The organism is Marinifilum fragile (assembly GCF_963677365.1).
GTDB lineage: Bacteria > Bacteroidota > Bacteroidia > Bacteroidales > Marinifilaceae > Marinifilum > Marinifilum fragile.
On record NZ_OY781962.1, the window covers coordinates 478,286 to 498,441 of the forward strand.

Annotated in this window: 13 protein-coding genes; all 13 read left to right on the plus strand. The window is 35.5% G+C overall.

The features are described 5' to 3' along the window. The first annotated feature begins 290 nt into the window (after positions 1 to 290). Positions 291 to 3,917: a SusC/RagA family TonB-linked outer membrane protein gene (locus tag ACKPCA_RS01780; RefSeq protein ID WP_321281029.1), complete on the plus strand. Its 3,627-nt coding sequence runs from the start codon at positions 291 to 293 to the stop codon at positions 3,915 to 3,917. Positions 3,918 to 3,931: 14 nt separating this feature from the next. Further along, entirely contained in the window at positions 3,932 to 5,467 is a 1,536-nt protein-coding gene (locus tag ACKPCA_RS01785) for a RagB/SusD family nutrient uptake outer membrane protein (protein WP_321281030.1), read from the plus strand. Positions 5,468 to 5,663: 196 nt separating this feature from the next. Then, positions 5,664 to 6,803, plus strand: a complete 1,140-nt coding sequence (locus ACKPCA_RS01790; protein WP_321281031.1) for a TlpA disulfide reductase family protein — start codon at positions 5,664 to 5,666, stop codon at positions 6,801 to 6,803. A gap of 10 nt (positions 6,804 to 6,813) precedes the next feature. Beyond that, a complete protein-coding gene (locus tag ACKPCA_RS01795) occupies positions 6,814 to 8,010 on the plus strand; it encodes a TlpA disulfide reductase family protein (protein WP_321281032.1) in 1,197 nt (398 codons plus the stop codon). 206 nt (positions 8,011 to 8,216) lie between these two features. Continuing rightward, the gene (locus ACKPCA_RS01800) at positions 8,217 to 9,428 is read left to right on the plus strand and encodes a thioredoxin family protein (protein ID WP_321281033.1); all 1,212 of its coding nucleotides are present in this window, start codon (positions 8,217 to 8,219) and stop codon (positions 9,426 to 9,428) included. Between the two features lie 211 nt (positions 9,429 to 9,639). After that, positions 9,640 to 11,220: a DUF4369 domain-containing protein gene (locus ACKPCA_RS01805; protein WP_321281034.1), complete on the plus strand. Its 1,581-nt coding sequence runs from the start codon at positions 9,640 to 9,642 to the stop codon at positions 11,218 to 11,220. A gap of 129 nt (positions 11,221 to 11,349) precedes the next feature. Next, positions 11,350 to 11,724 (plus strand): hypothetical protein, encoded by a 375-nt coding sequence (locus tag ACKPCA_RS01810; protein WP_054720953.1) that lies wholly within the window; start codon positions 11,350 to 11,352, stop codon positions 11,722 to 11,724. Between the two features lie 471 nt (positions 11,725 to 12,195). Next, a complete protein-coding gene (gene glpA, locus ACKPCA_RS01815; protein WP_321281035.1) occupies positions 12,196 to 13,821 on the plus strand; it encodes an anaerobic glycerol-3-phosphate dehydrogenase subunit A in 1,626 nt (541 codons plus the stop codon). An 8-nt stretch (positions 13,822 to 13,829) separates the two neighbouring features. Next, complete coding sequence (glpB, locus tag ACKPCA_RS01820) at positions 13,830 to 15,071, plus strand: glycerol-3-phosphate dehydrogenase subunit GlpB (protein WP_321281036.1); 1,242 nt, start codon at positions 13,830 to 13,832, stop codon at positions 15,069 to 15,071. A 7-nt stretch (positions 15,072 to 15,078) separates the two neighbouring features. Further along, a complete protein-coding gene (gene glpC, locus ACKPCA_RS01825; RefSeq protein ID WP_321281037.1) occupies positions 15,079 to 16,338 on the plus strand; it encodes an anaerobic glycerol-3-phosphate dehydrogenase subunit GlpC in 1,260 nt (419 codons plus the stop codon). Between the two features lie 243 nt (positions 16,339 to 16,581). Next, a complete protein-coding gene (locus ACKPCA_RS01830; protein WP_321281038.1) occupies positions 16,582 to 17,982 on the plus strand; it encodes an MFS transporter in 1,401 nt (466 codons plus the stop codon). Positions 17,983 to 18,290: 308 nt separating this feature from the next. Beyond that, positions 18,291 to 18,863: an RNA polymerase sigma-70 factor gene (locus ACKPCA_RS01835; RefSeq protein ID WP_321281039.1), complete on the plus strand. Its 573-nt coding sequence runs from the start codon at positions 18,291 to 18,293 to the stop codon at positions 18,861 to 18,863. Positions 18,864 to 18,940: 77 nt separating this feature from the next. Next, entirely contained in the window at positions 18,941 to 19,951 is a 1,011-nt protein-coding gene (locus ACKPCA_RS01840; protein WP_321281040.1) for a FecR family protein, read from the plus strand. Positions 19,952 to 20,156 lie beyond the last annotated feature (205 nt).

A 20,156-nucleotide genomic window follows, 5' to 3' on the forward strand; every position in this document is an offset into this window, starting at 1 on the left:
ATTACGAATTAACAATGACGAATAAAGTAGGATGTTTTCGAACTTATACCAACCAGAAAGTCTCCCTTTTAGGGGAGATTTAGAGGGGTGTTTAGAAGGAAAATAATTACAATTAAACCAAGATGATGAATTGCTAGTGGCTAATGACTAGTTACTAACAAAACCCAATATATATGAAACAAAAAACGGGTTTGCTACCAACAAACCCGAAATGATAATAATTACCGTATTCATCAGTGAATGGAATCAATAGATGAATACATATGTGTAACTGTAATCCTTACAAATTTATGAAAAATTCATTTGGAATCACCTCCTTTTTTGAGAAAAGAAGGTGGAAGAAAACTTTAATGCGTATGAAGTTGCTTACGATGTTGATGCTGGTTGGTGTTTTACAACTATCGGCAAATGTGAAAGGGCAGAATGCGATGGTAAACATGAGTATGCATAATGCTAACTTAATCGAGTTCTTTTCGGAGATCGCTGATCAGACCGATTATGAATTTCTTTACAATTATGATTTGGTTCTCAGCAAAAAAACGGTAAGTCTGGAAGTGAATCATGAAGATTTAAAAGAATTATTGGAAGATGTTTTGCATGAGCGAGATCTTGATTACCAGCTAGACGATAATGTAATCATTATTTCAGAAAGAAAATTTGTAGCTCCAGTGGTTGAAACTACACCTGTTGTTCAAGAAAAAACAGTAAAAGGAAAGGTAACTGATGAAGCCGGAGCAGCACTTCCTGGTGTATCAATTTTAGTAAAGGGAACATCAATTGGAACCGCAACAGATGTAGACGGAAATTACACCTTAAGATTGGAAGAAGGTCAGAAAACTTTGGTGTTTTCTTTTATTGGAATGGTTTCACAGGAAATTGCCTTTACAGGTCAGGAGGTGGTAAATGTTACTCTTTTTGCTGATACGGAACAAATGGCTGAAGTAGTTGTTACAGGATATCAAACCATTGCTAAAGAAAGGGCAACAGGATCTTACGATAAAGTTGATAAAGTTCAGATCAATAAACCTAGTTCAAGTGTTGCAGATCGACTAGTCGGTACAGTTGTAGGTCTACATAAGAGATTAGGAACACAGTATGAGGATGAAGGTGGGCTCCAGATTCGAGGTGTAACAAGTTTGGGAGCGAATTCAAGTCCACTTATTGTTGTTGATGGTTTCGCTATCGAGGGAGACTTGGAGTCAATTAATCCAAATGATATTGAAAGTGTAACAGTGTTAAAGGATGCAGCAGCAGCTTCAATTTGGGGGGCTCGTTCGGCAAATGGTGTTATCGTAATCACTACTAAGAAAGCCAAGAAAGGAGATGTAAAAGTAGAAGTTTCATCATGGGTAAAGTTCGAGTCTAAAATGGATTTGGATTATGCAAATCCACTGGCCTCGAGTTCTGAAGTGGTGGAGTATGAAAAGATGGGATTTAATACAGGTTTTTTTGGAGGCAGCTCGAAGCCAATTGAAAATGATTTTAATCAAGTATTGGACTCATATAATACGGATCAGTATTATTCATCAGCAGTGATTGTAATGAATGAAAACCGCTTAGGATTCTTATCTGATGCAGATATGAATGCTACATTAGCGAAGTTGAAGAGTCAAAACAACAAGAAGCAAATAAAAGATAATTTGTTGGCTTCACCATTTACTCAGCAGCATAATGTTATCATTTCTGGTGGTTCTGAAAATCTTTCCAACACTCTTTCTTTATTGTTCGAAAGTGGTAATGATTATTTCAAAGGAAATGACAGAAAGAAGTACAATATTAACTATAGAAATAAAGTGAAGTTAGCTGATTGGTTGGATTTCAACTTTTCAGGAATGTTTCAATATAATGATAGAAATAATAATGGTGTAAGTTTGAGTGATATTCAGGCAATGTCACCATATGATATGTTATTGAATGAGGATGGTTCTTATGCAGATGTTCAACGTGGTTTGTATATGCCATTAATTAATCGATTTGTAAAGGATACTGGTTCAGAATTTCCTTATGAAAACTGGGGATACAATCCCATTCAAGAGAGAAGAAATAGAGATAAAAACTTCAAGTCTATTAACTCTAGAGTTCAGGCTGGATTAAAAGTGAAACTTTTAGAAGGATTGACATTTGATACAAAGTTTCAGTATGAGATTTTTAAGAATGATTCAAAGAGTATCTATTCTGAAGATTCTTACGAGGTAAGATACAATGTAAACAAAGCTACTGCCTGGACAATTGGAAATCCTGCTACAGTAGATCCTAATTTACCTAAGGGTTCAATAGTTGACGAAAGTACTTCAGAGACAAAAGCGTATAATATTCGAAACCAGATCAATTTTGCTCGTACTTATAAACAGCATGCCATCAATTTTATTGCAGGTACTGAAATTACCAAAAGAACAATTGATGGGACAACTTATGGCAGAAAATATGGTTTCAACGAAAAGAGATTGACATATACTTCATGGCCTCATGGTTCTTCGGATCCAATGAATCCATTGAAGGATATGCTAGGGCAAACACTAAGAGATATGCCATTTGCAGAGAATCGTATTAGTGATGGTATTGACAAGTATTTTTCAGTTTATGGGAATTTAGCCTATACCTACAATGATAAGTATACCCTTTCTGGAAGTTACAGAACAGATGCTTCAAATTTAATTTCTTCAGATCCAAAGTCGCGTTATTCTCCATTCTGGTCAATCGGAGCAGGTTGGCAATTGAGTAAAGAAGATTTTATGAAAGATTTAGATTTTGTTGATCGTTTGACACTTCGTGCAACTTATGGTTTTAATGGTAATGTAAACAAAGAAACATCAGTTGATCCGTTAATTTCGTACTGGGGGTATAACTCATACACAGGGACTGCAATGGGTATTATCTCAAACTATGGAAATCCATCTTTAAGTTGGGAAAAGACAGGAACTTTCGATTTAGGCTTTGACTTTAGCTTATTTAGAGGAAGACTGTTTGGGAAAATTGATGTCTACAACAAGAAAGGAGAGGATCTAATTTCTATGGTTTCTATTCCAGCTGTTAATGGTGACGATTCTCAATCTATTAATGCGGTAGAGATGTATAACCGTGGTATTGAGATTAGTGTTGGAACTAAATTGCCAATCAAAGGCAATCAAATTGTATGGACAGGTAACTTAAACTTTGCCTACAATAAGAACAAAATAACCTCTTTGTACAAAGATGATGCGACGCTTAACTACAGAATGTACGGAAATGGTTCTGGTTGGGAATTTGTAGAAGGATATAATGCCCACACAGTGTGGGGAATGAAATATGGAGGAATGCATAATTTTGGTACTGCAGAAAATCCTGATATGAGACCATCAATTGTTTCAAGAGATGGAAAAAAGTATGTTGACTTTTCAGGCTATGGACCAACATCTTTTGTGAATAAAGATTTTGTTACGAATGAAGGAACATATAACCCACCAGTAACAATGGGATTCACTAACCATTTCAAGATTCATGATTTTGATTTGTCTTTTATTATGACTGGGTATTTTGGACACATTTTCAGAAGAACCTCATTTAATTATCCTAGTATGAGTGCTGGAAAGGGAAATATCAATGAGTTTTATAAAGAAGTAATAAATGGAGATCCAAATAAGATTGTGCCTGTGCCTACTGAAGGTTCACCTAACTATAGAAGATATGGGTACTATGTTGGAATATTGGATTATTTAACTGTAAATGCTGATAACATTAGAATTGAGGAAATAAACCTTACTTATAATATGCCTAAAAAAGCATTGAATAAAATAGGATTGAAAGGCTTAAGTTTTTACGCACAGGCCAATAATGTTGGAGTTATCACATTTAATAAATACAACCAGGATCCTGTTTACCCTAAAGGATCAATTAAACCTGGGGTAAGCTATACGTTCGGATGTAAGTTTAATTTCTAAAATAAAGTTGAATTATGAAGCTATTTAAAAATATTATACTGGGATCACTTCTTATTTCATCTTTTGCGATGACTGGTTGTGATGATTTTTTGGAAGAAAGACCATCTAAATCACAAGGTGTTGTGCCTGAAACTGTTGAAGATTTAGAATTAATTTTAGCAGGAGCTTACCGAGAAGATGAGATTTCTCATTACTTAATGTTTTCATCAGATGATGTAGAGCCAAATGTGAACCTTTATAAGGGAATGAAAACCTTTTATCCTATACAGGATATTCATGCTGCGACCTGGGAAAGACAAGTTTCTGCAGTTAATTACAAAGATTATTTCTGGTTATACAGATATCAGAATATTTTTAGATCGAATATGGTCTTAAATATAGTACCGAATGCAGATGCAACGGACTCTGAAAAGTCTAGGTTGGAAGCTCAGGCTAAATTTAAAAGAGCATATAATTATTTCTCATTGGTTAATTTATATGCCTTGCCTTATAGTAGTGCCAATTTAAATGAACCTGGTGTTCCTTTAAAAAAATCAACAGCTTTCGATGAGTCTGTAAAAAGAGCTACCATTGGAGAGGTGTTTGAGATGATTGAGCAAGATGTAACGGATGCTTTAAAATTAGATGTGGCTTTAACAGATGCGATTGGTTTTAATAGTCCTAGTCGAGTAACGACTCCTGCAGTGAATGCCTTTGCAGCAAGGTTCTATTTGGTAAAACACGACTATGCCAAAGCGTTGGAATATGCAGAGGAGGCTTTGAGTGGTTATGGGATTGAAAACATAAAGGACTTGAACAGTTTTGGATATTCGTGGAATTCTCCTGAACCAAGAAGTATTACAATCGACGGTGTAGTAGTGGATTATGAATTGAATTATCCTGCTACTTATCAAAATTGGGATCCAAATTCTTGGAGTGAGGAATATTTTAATTCTACAGTAGGTTCAGGTTTTGGAGGTGCAACCACATGGAGATTTCCAAGCCAATCTTTGATGGATGTATATGACAAGGATGGTAGTAAGGATAAAGATTTGCGATGGAAATATTTCTATGTAGAGCATTATTCCTACAAGGTAGGTTCTACATATGATTATCCAGCTTTCATGCATGATACATATTCCACTTATGGAGGAACAAATGTCCCAGAAATGTTATTGATTAAAGCGGAATGTCAGGCTCGTCAAGGACAATGGCAGGAAGCTATAAATACGGTTAATGTTTTAAGGGAAAAAAGAATTGACCCTACTGGTGAGGTTAACTTGGTAGCTAGTTCTCAAGATGAAGCAATCGGTAAAATATTGGATGAAAGAAGAAGAGAAATGCCTATTGTTATTAGATGGTATGATCTAAGAAGGTTGAATAACAATGACTATTCTGGTGATGATGTAGTTGTTTCAAAAACTTTCTATCCATATAGTGATTTGAATATTTTGGATGATCAGCCGATTAAAACTTATACTTTGGAAAAGAATGACAGAAGATATGCTGCCCCTATTCCTGAAAGTGAAGTTATCTCTAGTAATGGAGTGATTGAGCAAAATACCTATTAATATTTTATTTGCGTACGGTATATTACCGTGCGCAATTTTAACTCTTTTAGTTGGTAGTTATACTTATCAACAAAATACCCATCCTCGCACATTTTTAATAACAACTCTCTTCATGCCTTAATGGCATGAGCCGGAATGATACACTCTTAATCGAATTAAAATTAATCGGTACATCTGTACCTTAAAATACTATATAATGAGAATATTGGTTGCATTAGTACTTGTTACTACATTGTTTTCTTGTGGCGAAAAAAATCAGTTCGTATTGCATGGACACATCAAAGGAGTAAAGAACGACAAGATTGTTTTGGGAACCTATGACAGAGGTGTTGGATCTGTTCAGGGAATTGATACTGTAAATGTTGTGGATGGTAGATTTACCATTGAAAAACCCTCTTTGAAAGTTGGGACTTATATCCTGCAGTTGTTAGATGCTAAGATTAGCCTAGGCGTAATTCTTGAAAATGGAAACCTTAATTTGGAAGCAGATCGTAAAGATGACCACAGAGGGTATATTCAGAAAGTTTCATTAAAAGGAGCTCAAAACCAAGAGCTGGTCAATCAGTTTCATGACATGAAGAGTGAACTACTGAAACAGGAGAAATATGCAAACTGCAGAAATGTGGCAGAAAAACTTAAGCGTGCCAAAGATCATGATGAGTACGTGGAATTAAATGAAGAGCTTGGTCGACTTGCTCCTCATTTAGAAGAGGTGGTGAAAACCGCCCAATTGGAACTTGTTCAGAAAAATAAGGACAAGTATTTTGTGACTCAAGTTTTTCCTTTTTTGAAAAGTATAGCTTCTATTGAGCAAATAAAGGAGCTTTATGCACAACTTCCTGAGTCTACCCAAAAGAGCAAGAATGTGCTTGATATTATGGAGGATGTAAAAGCCAAAGAGAGAATACAACTTGGAAAAGTTGCACCAGATTTTACCCTGAAAACCCCTGAAGGAGAGGATTTAAGTTTGACAGACTTAAGAGGGAAAATTGTGTTGGTTGATTTTTGGGCGTCATGGTGCAAGCCTTGTCGTGCTTCATTTCCTCACATGAAGGAATTGTATAAGAAATACCAAAAGAAAGGGTTCGAAATTCTTGGAGTTACCAATGATAGCAACCACAAAGCCTGGAAAAAGGCAATCAAAGATGATGAGCTTCCATGGGTAAATGTGGCGGATGAGTTTCCTGTGAATTATAGTCCTGCAAGGGTAATTAGTGAATATGGGATGGATTATTTGCCATCAACCGTATTGATCGATAGAGAGGGAGTAATCATTGCCAAATTACTACATGGTGATGAGCTAGATAAAAAGTTGAAAGAGATTTTTGGATTTTAATTAAATGACAATGAGATCAATTCTAATAATACTAATAACCTTAGTGTTGATGAGCTGTGGAGCAGAAAAACATGATGGTTATGTGCTTTCAGGAGAAATAAAGGGAATTGCTGATGGAAAAATCGTTTTGAGTTATTACGACAGGGGACAAAATAAATCTGTAACCTTTGCGACAGCCATCATTGAGAATGGGGAATTCGAATTGAATGGGAAAATGGACTATCCTCAGGAATTGAATGTTACGATTACCCCGGGCAATGCAAGTTTTTCACTATGGATGGAAAATGCTCAAATCACTGTGAAAGGTGATATGAAAAAAGCAAGAGCAGACCAATGGGGAGGAAAAACATTACCGGTTGAAATTGAAGGAGGGAAAATAGAGTTGGAAAGGCAGGTTTATGAAGCTTTGTTGCAGCCCATTCGAGAAGAACAGAAACCTTATGCATTGGATTATAATGAAGCAAACATGGCCTATATAAAAGGAATGAAGGCGAAATTGCCCGAAGAGGAATTATTGGTGCTTAAAAGCAAAGCTCAATTGGCTTACGATGCATTAAAGCCATTTTCATCGAGAATGAATGCGGTGAATCGGAAATATATAGAGGATCATCAGAATTCATTTGTAACAGCCAACATTTTAATATGGTCAATGTCGCATATGAAACCTGAAGAAGCCCAAGCAAAATATGATTTGTTTTCTGATGAGATTAAGAATAGCATTTTGGGAAAAGAGATCAAATCAGAAATTGAAAAAAATCTATCTGGTACGCCTGGCAATATGGCTGCAGGTTTTCGCAAGCTGGATATCAATGACAAGGAGATTGGTTTGGAAGAATTCAAAGGTCAGTATGTGTTGATTGATTTTTGGGCATCTTGGTGTGGTCCATGCCGTAAAGGAAATCCACATCTGATTTCACTGTATAATAAATATCATCGAAAAGGAGTTGAATTTATTGGTGTTGCCAGCGATGACCATAATATTCCAGCTTGGCACAAAGCGGTTAAAAAAGATCAAATTGGAATCTGGCGTCATATTTTAAGCGGGACCAAAGAAACGGGAAATGATATTGGTGACTTGTACGCAATTCATACCTTACCTACAAAAATTTTAATTGATCCGGAAGGTAAAATCATCGGTCGATTTGGCGCAGATGGTGATAGTGATGAAGCAATGGATAAAATGTTTCAGAATCTATTTGGTGAGTAAAATCGGATTTGTTTTATGATTTGGGACTGAATGCTGGCAGTGAAAACTGCTGGCATTTTTTATGCCGTTGATTAAACGATTCTGATTACAGAACGTTAATTAAGGTTAAAAATTCAATCCTCCATTCACACGTTTTACCTTTTGACATGTCCTAAGAGTATAAATTGAAAATTAATATTGGTAATTACCACAAAAATTAACTCAAAATGAAGAAGTTATTAGGAGTAATGCTAGCTGTATTTATGACCAGTAGCATTTTTGCTCAAGGAATTGAATTCGAGCACGGAACTTTTGCTGAAGCTTTGGCAAAAGCAAAGAAAGAAAACAAAATGGTTTTCATGGATTGTTACACAACTTGGTGTGGTCCATGTAAAATGTTGGCAAAGAATATTTTTCCTCAGAAAGAGGTAGGAGATTATTTTAATGCACATTTTGTAAATGTTAAAATGGACATGGAAAAAGGAGAAGGGATTGAACTTCAAAAGAAATATGGAGTAAAAGCATACCCAACTCTTTTGTTTATGGATGCAAATGGTAAAGTTCTGCATACCAAAGTTGGTGGATCAGATGCTGCTGGTTTGATCGAAGAGGCAAAGATTGCAGGTGATCCTTCAAGACAAATTGGAGCATTAGAGAAAAAATATGCTGAAGGCAATCGTGAACCTAAATTTGTTGCACAGTATATAAAGGCCTTGTATTCGGCTTACAAGCAAGATGAGATGCGAGCTGTTGGGAAAGATTTTATTACAAATTGTCCGAAAGAAAAACTAGCTAATGTTGATGCCTTTACTGTAATTGGCTATTCGGAGGCATTGGAATTTGGAAGTGAAGCTTACAAATACATTATTGCAAATCACGACAAACTTATTGCTATTGAAGGAATTGGTCAGGAAGATTATGATGGTGTTATTGGAGCTGCAGTGAACAAATATGTATCAGGTATTGCTACAACAGGAACAATTGAAGAATTAAAATCTGCAATTGAAGCAACTAAGAAAGACTTCACAACTCCTCAACAAAAAATGATGGAAGACAATTGGTATTCTACCTACTATTTGGCGCACAAAGAGTATGATACATGGTTTAACAAAAAGATCTCCTCGGCGAAGGAAAGCTTGAAAACAGACAAGAGAATGGGATCTGGTATTTTAATTAATACCACTTACCGAATTGCTATGGATCCTGCATTCGAAGGTTCTGGTCTTTATGGAAAAGCAATTACAGCAGTAGAAGATTACCTTAAAGAGGATAGTGAAATGTTAGCTGGTTACTATTGCTTGGCAAGTTTGTATAAAAAATCAAATAACAAAGAGAAAGCATTGGAAAATATCAATGCATTTATTTCTAAAAATGCAGAAAAAGGTGGTAAAAACGACAAGCGTGTAATGGCATTAAAAGAAGAAATCGAAAAAATGTAATTAGTCAATAATTTATTGATTATATTTAACAACTTAATATGTGGTTTGACAATTCTTTATAGGAAGTCAAACCACTTTACCCAATCAAAAAAACAAATTTATAAACTGATCTGATGAAACGAGCATGATTAAAATTATTATTAAATACATACAACGATGATTATTTTGATCTTGTGGCTTACATCCGACAAAAAAAAGAAACTCTAAGCGGATGAAATTTAAATTAAACCTACTAGTTGTCCTGGCTGCTATGCTGGGTGTTTTTGCATGTAATAACGCAAAAGAAGAAAAATCAGGAATGACTTTATCTGGAACTATTGTTGGTGTTACCGATGGTACAAAACTGGAACTTGCACATTATACTGAGGGGGGAATGCAAAAAGATACTGCCATTATCAAAGAAGGTAAGTTTGAAATCAAAGGAGATTACCCAATTCCAACCTTGTGTTACTTTGCAATTGCAGAAACAAATAATTATGCACAAATCTATGTGGAAAATGCTCCAATTACCGTTACTGCCGATGTTAAGGATTTTGCTAACATGAAAGTTACAGGTAGTAAAGAGCATGATACTTATGCAATTTATCAGAAGGAAAGCAACCTGATCCGTGAAAAATACAAGGATATTATGGCTCAGCTTTATAAGCCTGGTAACACTAAAGAGCAAGCTGATGAATTAATGAAGAAATTAGAGCCTCAGCAAAAAGAAATGGAAGCTTTAAATGAGAAGTTCATTAAGGAATATCCAGCCTCTGCTCATGCTGCTAGCCTTGTAGTAAGAGAACTTTCTGGTAAGAATTATAAGGAAGCTCAAAAAATGGTTGCTGCAATGGATACTCAACTTCAGAAGAATCCTACGATTGTGAGTACCCTTGCAGAAATGGCTAAAAAAAGTGAGCAAGATGTTACCATTGATGAGTTAATGGCCAATGTAAAGAATGTTTCTTACAAAGTTGATACAAAATATGCAGGTAAGGAATTAAAAGATATTATTTACCTGGGAGCATTTAAGAATGGAAATCTATGTGCTTTAAAGAAAGATGGAACAGTTCAGGTAATTAATGCCAAGGGAGAAGTTGCTAAGGAGTTTAAAGCCAGTTTAAGCGGTCAGGCTTCGGCTTTAGCTGTTGATGGAGATGATAACATTTATTTGTTATGTAGCATTCAGGAAGAAGTAGAGAAAAAAGTTAGAGGTAGAAAAATAAAAAGAATGATGCCTAAAGCAGTTGAGTGTGTAGTTCTTGATGGAAATGGAAAAGAAATGAAAAAATACATGCTTAATGATGTAATTACTGCTACTGGAGCAAGAGTTGTTGATAACAATTTGGTTGTTGCAGACTACAGAAACGCTAAATTGGCAATGTTTAATAAGGAAACAGGAGCAGCTGGAGCTGTAATGAAAGATATGCGTCCATGTTGTGGAATTCTGGATTTTAACGTAAATGCTAAAAAAGAGATCTTGGTTGCTAATCTTGGAGCATTCCGTGTTCAAGGTTTTGATTTTACAGGAAAGAAAATTCTTTCGTTTGGACAAAGAGGAAAAACAGTGAATGATTTCCACGGTTGTTGTAATCCTGTTAGTGTAACAAGTTTATCTAATGGTGCTATCGTTACTGTAGAAAAAGATCCAACTCGTATCAAAATCTATAGCAAAGAAGGCGCAAAACAAATTGCGGGTATCGAAGAATTGGTGAAAGGATGTTCATACATTCCAATGATCGTTGATGGTAAGGATAATCTTTATCTTGCTTCAGCTGAAAAGGGAATTGTTAAGTGTGTATCAGTGAATTAAAAATTGATAAGAAAATTTAAACAGAAAGAGTCATTTTTTACAAATGGCTCTTTTTTTTTGCTTTTCTTTCACCCGATTTCCTCAATTAATTGTCTATAAGGTAGAAGTGAAAAAGAGGGAGAGATTGTCATGATAAATGTAGAATACAGACCAGAAAGTGATTTATTGGATGTGGTGTTGACTGGCAAGATACAATTTGCTCAGATGAAGGAGTATTGTTTAAACCTATTAAAGGGAATAACTACACCCAATTGTGTTAGAATTTTAGAAGATGCAAGTTCGGCGGAACTACTATATGATATTGATGATGCTGAAAGTTTGGGATCGATTATAGAATCTGAATTGGGACAACAATTAATGGTTCGGCATGCTTTGATTAGAAGAAACCCTCTTGATACAGCATTTGGAATGATTCGTGTTCAATGCAATTCTTGTGATCGTTATCAGTTAAAGGTATTTTCTACTCCTGAAAATGGAAGACATTGGTTATTGAATGAGAATTAAAAATTGTAACTATTAACACCTATATAAAATTACTTTTTACAAAGTGAATGTTGGCAGGTATTTTTGTCAGATTTAATGCCTGTGTCATAGTAAATAGCCAAATCATTTTAATGATTTGGCTTATTTTTTATATTGATTTTGTCTGAAAATGTTTAATTTTTTTATTTAGATGCAATCTACCTAATCTGTTTTTATTCCAATTTACTTTCTCAAAATTCGATATGATAGCAAAGTTTGGATGCGTTGTAAATGTTGACATTATAGCGGTTTTTAGTATTTAATTTGGTAAGTGTTTTAGATATGATAATTCAATCAAAGAATACATTCTTAAGCTAAAGAATAGATAATGCAAAATATATTTTTTAAAGACATACTTTGCAATGCTATGTATGATGTATATCTTTGTATTCTAAGATTTATTAAAATCTTCGTTAAGCTGAATAAAAAGATATTGAAATAAGAAGACTCATCATGAATAAGAATAGATCCAAGGAATATGATGTAATAATCATCGGAGGGGGAGCAACAGGTGCAGGGACAGCGCGGGATTGTGCGATGAGAGGATTAAGTGTATTGCTAGTAGAACGTCATGATTTTGCAACTGGTGCAACAGGAAGAAATCATGGTTTATTACATAGTGGAGCCAGATATGCAGTAACCGATCATGAATCGGCTGCTGAGTGCATTGAGGAAAACATGATTCTCCGAAAAATTGCAAACCATTGCATCGAAGAGAACAATGGACTATTTCTTACTCTACCAGAAGATGACATTGCATTTCAATCTCAATTTGTAGATGCTTGTACAAGTGCTGGGATTTCAACGGAAATTATTGATCCCAAATTAGCACTTCGCATGGAACCATCGGCAAATCCGAACTTAATTGGAGCTGTAAAAGTACCTGATGGGTCTGTTGATCCTTTTCGTTTGACCATGTCAAATGCATTGGATGCCAAACTGCATGGTGCAGATATTTTAACTCAACATGAAGTTATTGATATACTTAAAGATCAAGATCGTGTAAATGGTGTAGAATTATTCGATCATGCGAAAAAGGAGAAAGTAAAATATTACGGGAAAATTGTTTGCAATGCAGCTGGTATATGGGGACATAATATTGCCAAGTTTGCAGGAGTAAACATCAATATGTTTCCTGCAAAAGGTTCTCTTCTGATTTTTGGTCATCGTGTAAACAAAATGGTTTTGAACAGGTGTAGAAAACCTGCCAATGCAGATATACTTGTTCCGGGAGATACCATTTGTTTGATTGGAACTACTTCGGAGCGAATTCCAATTGAAGAGATAGACAATATGTATGTTTCAAAGGATGATGTGGATGTGCTGATAAGAGAAGGAGTAAAGCTTTCACCATCCTTGGCAACGACTCGTATTCTTCGTGCTTATGCAGGAGTTCGCCCACTGGTGGCAGCCGATAATGATCCAAGTGGAAGAAGTATTAGTCGTGGTATTGTATTGTTGGATCACAAGGAAAGAGATGGTTTGGAGGGATTTATCACAATTACAGGTGGTAAGTTGATGACCTATCGATTGATGGCTGAAGAAGCAACAGATCTAATCTGTAAAAAATTAGATATTGATAAAAGATGTGAAACGGCCAACATTCCATTACCTGGATCTGAAAAAAGTGATGAAACCTTAAATAATGTAAGTCAGAAAGTTTATTCAGGAAATGGTATAACTCAAAAATCAGCAAAGGATAGACATGGATCATTGGCTCATAAAATTGCAAAAGGTGATGAAAATGAAGATTCAATGGTTTGTGAATGCGAAGGAGTTTCAATTGGTGAAGTAAAGTATGCGATTAATGAATTGCATGTAAATAACCTGATCGATTTGCGTCGTAGAACTCGTGTTGGAATGGGAACTTGTCAAGGCGAGTTGTGTGCTTGTCGTGCAGCTGGTTTGCTTTGTGAATCGATGGAAGAACCAGGAAAAGCAAAAGATGATTTGGCCAACTTTCTTCAGGAGAGATGGAAAGGAATGTCGCCAATTGCTTGGGGTGAAACGATTAATGAAATTCAATTTACATCTTGGATTTACGAAGGGATATATGGATTGAAACCAGAAAACAATTAAGCAAGAGTATGAAATTCGATAACATTATAATAGGTGGTGGGTTAAGCGGACTCACATGTGGAATTAAATTGGCGGAGCAGGGAAAAAAATGTGCGATTGTTTCATCTGGTCAAAGTGCAATTCATTTCTTTTCGGGTTCCTTCGATCTATTGGGTAAGGTAAATGGTGAAGAGGTTGCAAATCCTTTGGAAAGCATGAAAACCTTATCTGAGACTCATCCTTATAAAAGGGTAGGTTTGGATAAAATAGAACGGTTAACAAATGATGCTTTGCATTTGTTGGTACGTGCAGGTCTAAATTTTACTGGTCAAGCCGATAGAAATCACTTTACCTTAACGCCAATGGGTGTAATGAAACCAACTTGGTTGACCCTAAGTGATTTTACCTGTTTCGATCATAAGGACAGTTTTCCTTGGAAAAAAGCAGTAATCCTAAACTTTAGTGGATTTCTTGATTTTCACACTTTGTTCATTAAAGATGGGTTAAAAAAGTTTGATGTTCATGCGCAAATCAAGAATGTTTCGATGAAACAGTTTGAAGCAATTCGTAAAAATCCTAGCGAAATGCGTTCAACCAATATTGCTAAAGAATTTGACAAGGGAAATGCCATTGATGAATTTGCCAAAAAAGCAAATGTTCTAAGTGATGGGTTTGATGTAGTGATTCTTCCTGCGGTATTTGGATTGTTTAATAAGACAATTGCAGATAAGCTAAAAGAGAAAATTGAAAAGCCAGTTCTTTTGTTACCAGCCATACCTCCGTCAGTTCCTGGTATTCGCACACAGATTACATTGCGTGAAAGATTTCAGGAATTAGGAGGAACATACTTGTTGGGAGACAATGTTGAAGGGGGAGTTTTTGAAAATGGCAGATTGTTGGAAATCAGAACCAATAATCATGGAGATATAAAATTTGAGGCAGATCAATTCATTTTGGCAAGCGGAAGTTTTTACAGCAAAGGAATTGTGGCAACTCACGATAAATTATATGAACCAATTTTTGGTTTGGATATCGATGGCGACAGCAATCGTGAAAAATGGTTTGATGAAAAGATCTTTAACGATCAGGCATTTATGCATTATGGTGTAAAAACCGATCAGAACTTTAGAGCGTTGATGAATGGTGAACCTGTAGAAAATTTATATGTGGCAGGTTCTGTGTTGGGAGGAGCAAATCCTCTTAAAGAAGGAAGTGGAGCAGGTATAAGTTTACTTACATCTCTTCATGCGGCTGAACAAATTTTAAAATAACAGGACAATGAAAAAGGAAATATTTGAACCATATAACGTTAGTGATAACAACTTTGAACAATGTGTCAAATGTACAATTTGTACCGTTTATTGTCCGGTATTGGAAGTAAATCCTGATTATCCTGGCCCAAAGCAATCTGGCCCAGATGGCGAACGAATGCGATTAAAAGATCCTGAGTTTTATGATGAGGCCTTGAAGTTGTGCTTAAATTGTAAGCGTTGCGAAGTTGCCTGTCCATCGGGAGTTAAAATTGGCGATATAATCCAATCTGCTCGCATAAAGTATAGTAAAAGCAAGCCAAAGCTTCGCGATATGATTCTTGCGAATACCGATATTGTAGGAACCATGGCAAGTACATTTGCCCCAATTGTGAATACTGCAGTTGCGCTTAAGCCAGTCCGTAAAGTAATGGATAGTGTGCTAAAGATCGATCATCATCGTATGTTTCCAAAGTATACAGGTTTGCGTTTTGAAACTTGGTATCGCAGATATGCTGAAAAGAAACAGCAGGGTTTCAAAAAGCACGTTAGTTATTTCCACGGCTGTTATGTGAATTATAATTTTCCTCAGCAAGGTAAAGACTTGATTAAGTTAATGAATGCTGCGGGTTATGGTGTGCATCTTTTGGAAAAGGAAAAATGTTGTGGTGTTGCATTAATTTCTAATGGATTAATTAAACAGGCAACCAAACAAGCCAAACACAATGTTGAGGCATTTAAAAAATCAATTGTAGATAAAAAGATGCCAGTAATTTCAACATCCTCAACTTGTATATTTACCATTCGAGATGAATATCCTCACTTATTGAGTGTTAAAAATGAAGAAATAAGGGATGAGAGTGAATTGGCAACCCGTTTTTTATTCCGTTTAATTGATGAAGGAAAGCTAAAGTTAGTGTTCAAGAAGGACTACAAAAAGAGAATAGCGTATCACACTCCTTGTCATATGGAAAAATTAGGCTGGTCTATTTATTCAACTTCGCTTCTTAGAATGATACCAGGTGTTGAATTGGTTAATCTTGAATCGCAATGTTGCGGAATTGCAGGAACTTATGGATTTAAGAAAGAAAATTATCAAACCTCTCAAGAAGTTGGTAAACCTTTATTCGATCAGATAGAAAACTCTAAGGTTAATTTTGTAGCCACAGATTGTGAAACTTGTAAATGGCAAATAGAAATGTCAACTTCTAGCAAAGTTCAGCATCCAATATCTATTTTAGCAGAGGCGATAGATGTTGAAGCAACAATGAAACTATGGCAAAAATAAACGATTAGCAGAGCAAAATATTTTATTTTTAAGTTAGGTTAATGCCGCAATTATTGGATTAGTTTGATCCATTGATTGCGGCATCTTTTTTGTGTCACTATTGGTTTGAAATTTATCAGGATATACAGGTGTGATGTGAGAAAAAATAGGAGAATCCCTACTTGTGAAATTCAACGTGGCAATCTATTTTTACCACCAAAATTGCGGACAACGATACCTTAAATAAACTAAACAAAGAATAAAATGAGTGCAGAACAAGTGAGTACGGGAAAAGAAAAGTTCTCAAGAGCCTTTTGGGTGGCCAACTCTGTTGAGCTTTTGGAAAGAGCAGCATACTATGGAGTTTTCATTGTAATAACAATATACCTTTCAAGAATATTAGGCTTTACTGATATTGAAGCAGCAATGATTTCAGGTCTGTTTTCAGCTGGTTTGTATCTACTACCAACATTTAGTGGAGCCTTAGCAGATAAAATGGGTTTTAGAAAAGCCTTGTTGTTGGCTTTCTCATTACTAAGTATTGGTTATGCAGGTTTAGCAATTTTACCAACCATGTTGGAAGCTGCTGGTTTGGTTGAGTATACCGAGGTAACCAAATTTACTGGATTGGAGAAAACAGGTTGGAAATGGATGATTGTACCAATTGTTATTGTGATAATGGTTGGAGGATCGTTTATTAAGTCAGTAATTACAGGAACTGTTGCTAAAGAAACAACAGAATCGAATCGTGCAAGGGGATTTTCTATTTTTTATATGATGGTAAATATCGGTTCATTCTCGGGAAAAACCATTGTAAAACCATTGCGTGAAGCCATGGGGAACGAAGGATTGGTAAATCTAAACTTCTTCTCGGCAGCAATGACTTTAATCGCTGTTTTTGCAGTATTCTTCTTCTTTAAAAGTTCTAAAACTGAGGGTGAAGGAAAATCATTAAACGAAATTTGGCAAGCATTAACAAGAGTAATTGCGAATGGTCGTTTGGTAGCATTAATTCTTATTGTTACAGGATTTTGGATGGTGCAGCATCAATTGTATGCAACCATGCCTAAATATGTGTTGCGTATGGCAGGTGAAGGAGCATCTCCATCATGGTATGCTAACGTAAACCCATTGATAGTGGTTTTATCCGTTGGCTTAATTACTCAGATTATGGCAAAACGCACTGCACTTCTATCCATGACAATTGGGATGTTTATTATGCCAGTTTCTGCATTGTGTATGGCTGCGGGTAACTTGCTTGATGTAGAGTCAGTTGATTTGGGATTTTTCAGCATGCATCCTGTAGCATTTATGATGATTGTTGGTATTGTATTCCAGGGGTTGGCAGAATCGTTTATTTCACCTCGATTCTTAGAGTATTTCTCACTTCAAGCGCCTAAGGGTGAGGAAGGTTTATATCTAGGGTTTAGTCACTTACATTCATTTGTATCTTCTATTTTAGGTTTCGGATTATCGGGAGTTCTTCTTACAAAATATTGTCCTGATCCAACATTATTCGAGTCAAGAGCAGAATGGGAAGTAGCATCGTCAAATGCACATTACATTTGGTATTATTTTGTTGGAATTGCTGCAGTATCAGCCATAGCCTTAATTGTTTATGGAAGAATAACTAAAAAACTAGATGCACAGAAAGTTGCACAGTAAAAAAAATCAAATATTATATATCATAAACCGTCTCTCATGAGGCGGTTTTTTGTTTTGTAATATTTTGTGGATGCATTCTTTGATATGATTGGCTCGTATATGTATTGGAAAAACCTACATTGAAGTGAATAAGGTTTGAGATAAGTTAAATCAGCTTGTAAGTAATTTAATATTAGTGGAATAATGATGTTAGATTATGTAAGTAGTTTGGGTGCAAATGTCCAGTCTTTTTACTTTGAAATTTTCACTTTATAAGATTTTTTGCATCTTTGACCAACCTATATTAACCACCTAAGAAAACTAAACCCTTGAAAAATCATACCAAAAATATTGATTTTCTGATTCGAAGATTATCGCTAGATTCTGATGAACGTGCTTTAGATGAACTTTTTCATATTTATTACGACAGGCTTTTAACTGCATCCTTTGTGTTAGTAAAAAGCAAAGATTTGGCAGAGGAAGTTGTAGCTGATGTATTTTATCAAGTTTGGCAGAATAGAGAGAAATTGCAAGATGTTAAGAATCTCGATAATTATCTGTTCGTAAGTATAAAGAATCGTTCCTTGAATTATATCCATAAAGAACAGAGAGTTGGTAAGGATTCTATTGATGAGGTGGTTTCAAATAAAATAAGCGAGGACAATACAGCCGAGGATGCAATTATTGCAAAGGAATTACAAGATAAAATTATCCATAGTATTGAAAGTTTACCGCCGAAGTGTAGAGAGGTTTTTCTTTTGATTCGCTTTGAGGGGATGAAGTATAAAGAAGTGGCTGAAAAACTGAACGTATCTGTAAATACAGTAGATACGCAAATGGGTATTGCGATTAGGAAGCTAGCAGAAATGATAGGTTACCAGGGGAAAAGCAAAAAAAAATAAACTTTTTTCATTTTTCTTTAGTGGAAGATGGAAAAAGCACTGTCTTAAAAATGAACTACTAGAATATAATGACGGAAATGAATCATATACATCAAATAATAGCAAAGTATTTTGCTGGAGAAATCTCTGAAGAAGAGATGGGCCAATTAAGGGGATGGCTTGAATCTTCAGCAGAAAACCAAAAGCTTTTTGATGATTTAAAACAAGGCTGGGAAGGACTTACTTTGCAAACTTCTTCAGAAGAAAAAAGTTGTGTTTTAAATAAAGTTAAGGGAAGAATTAAAGCTGAGCAGGCTGATGAAAGACCGATTAGAAGATTGTTTGGTGCCAATTGGTATCGTGTAGCAGCTTCTGTATTAATCGCTGTATCTGTTGGAAGTCTTGCCTGGAATCAAATAAGTGAGCCATTTTCATGGATGAATACCATAGGCTACGAAGTAAGAGAATGTGATGCAGGAAAGCAGACAGACTTTTTATTAGCTGATGGTTCTCACATATACATGAACGGTGATTCTCGTATGAAATTCAAATCTGATTTGGAAGGTACGGAACGAAATGTATACATGGAGGGAGAAGCATTTTTCGATGTGGCAAGAGATGAAAGTAAACCTTTTGTGATAGATCTGGATGGAGCTGAGGTGAAAGTTTTGGGAACCTCTTTTAATGTAAAAGCATATCCCGAAGATGATCGCATGGAGACTTCGGTTATTACCGGAAAAGTAGCTTTTACTCATAGCCACAAAGGAGAAGAGGAAGGTTTTCATCTGGTACCTGGACAAAAAGGTGTGATCAACCACAACGAGGAGTCAATGGATAGATTTCAAGTGGATAATCAGCTTGATATTGCCTGGATGAAACGAGGCTTACTCTTTGTAAATACACCTTTGTCTGAATTGACAAAGACATTATACAGAACCTATGGTGTAAAATTTAAACTGACGGATGGTAGTCTGAAGGATTTGAAAATTACAGCCAGCTTTGAAAATGAAAAGTTAGAAGAAATTATGAAGATTCTTGAAATGACCAATGAATTCTCTTATAAAATTGAGAAGGATAGGGTTGTTATCGGGAATAAAAACGAGTTCTAATCTTGCAGGAGGAGTCCTGGTTAGTACTCAAAAAAAAATACCAAAGAGTGGCAGCTCTCCGGTATTTTAACTAACATGTAGTAAATTTACTTGTCAAGTAAAAAACTAATCGAAATAGCAGGAGCTATTTCAGCTAGCATTATGTACGACAAAATTAGGAAAAAATATTCATTTGCAGCAAACAAAAATTTAAATGTTTGTAATT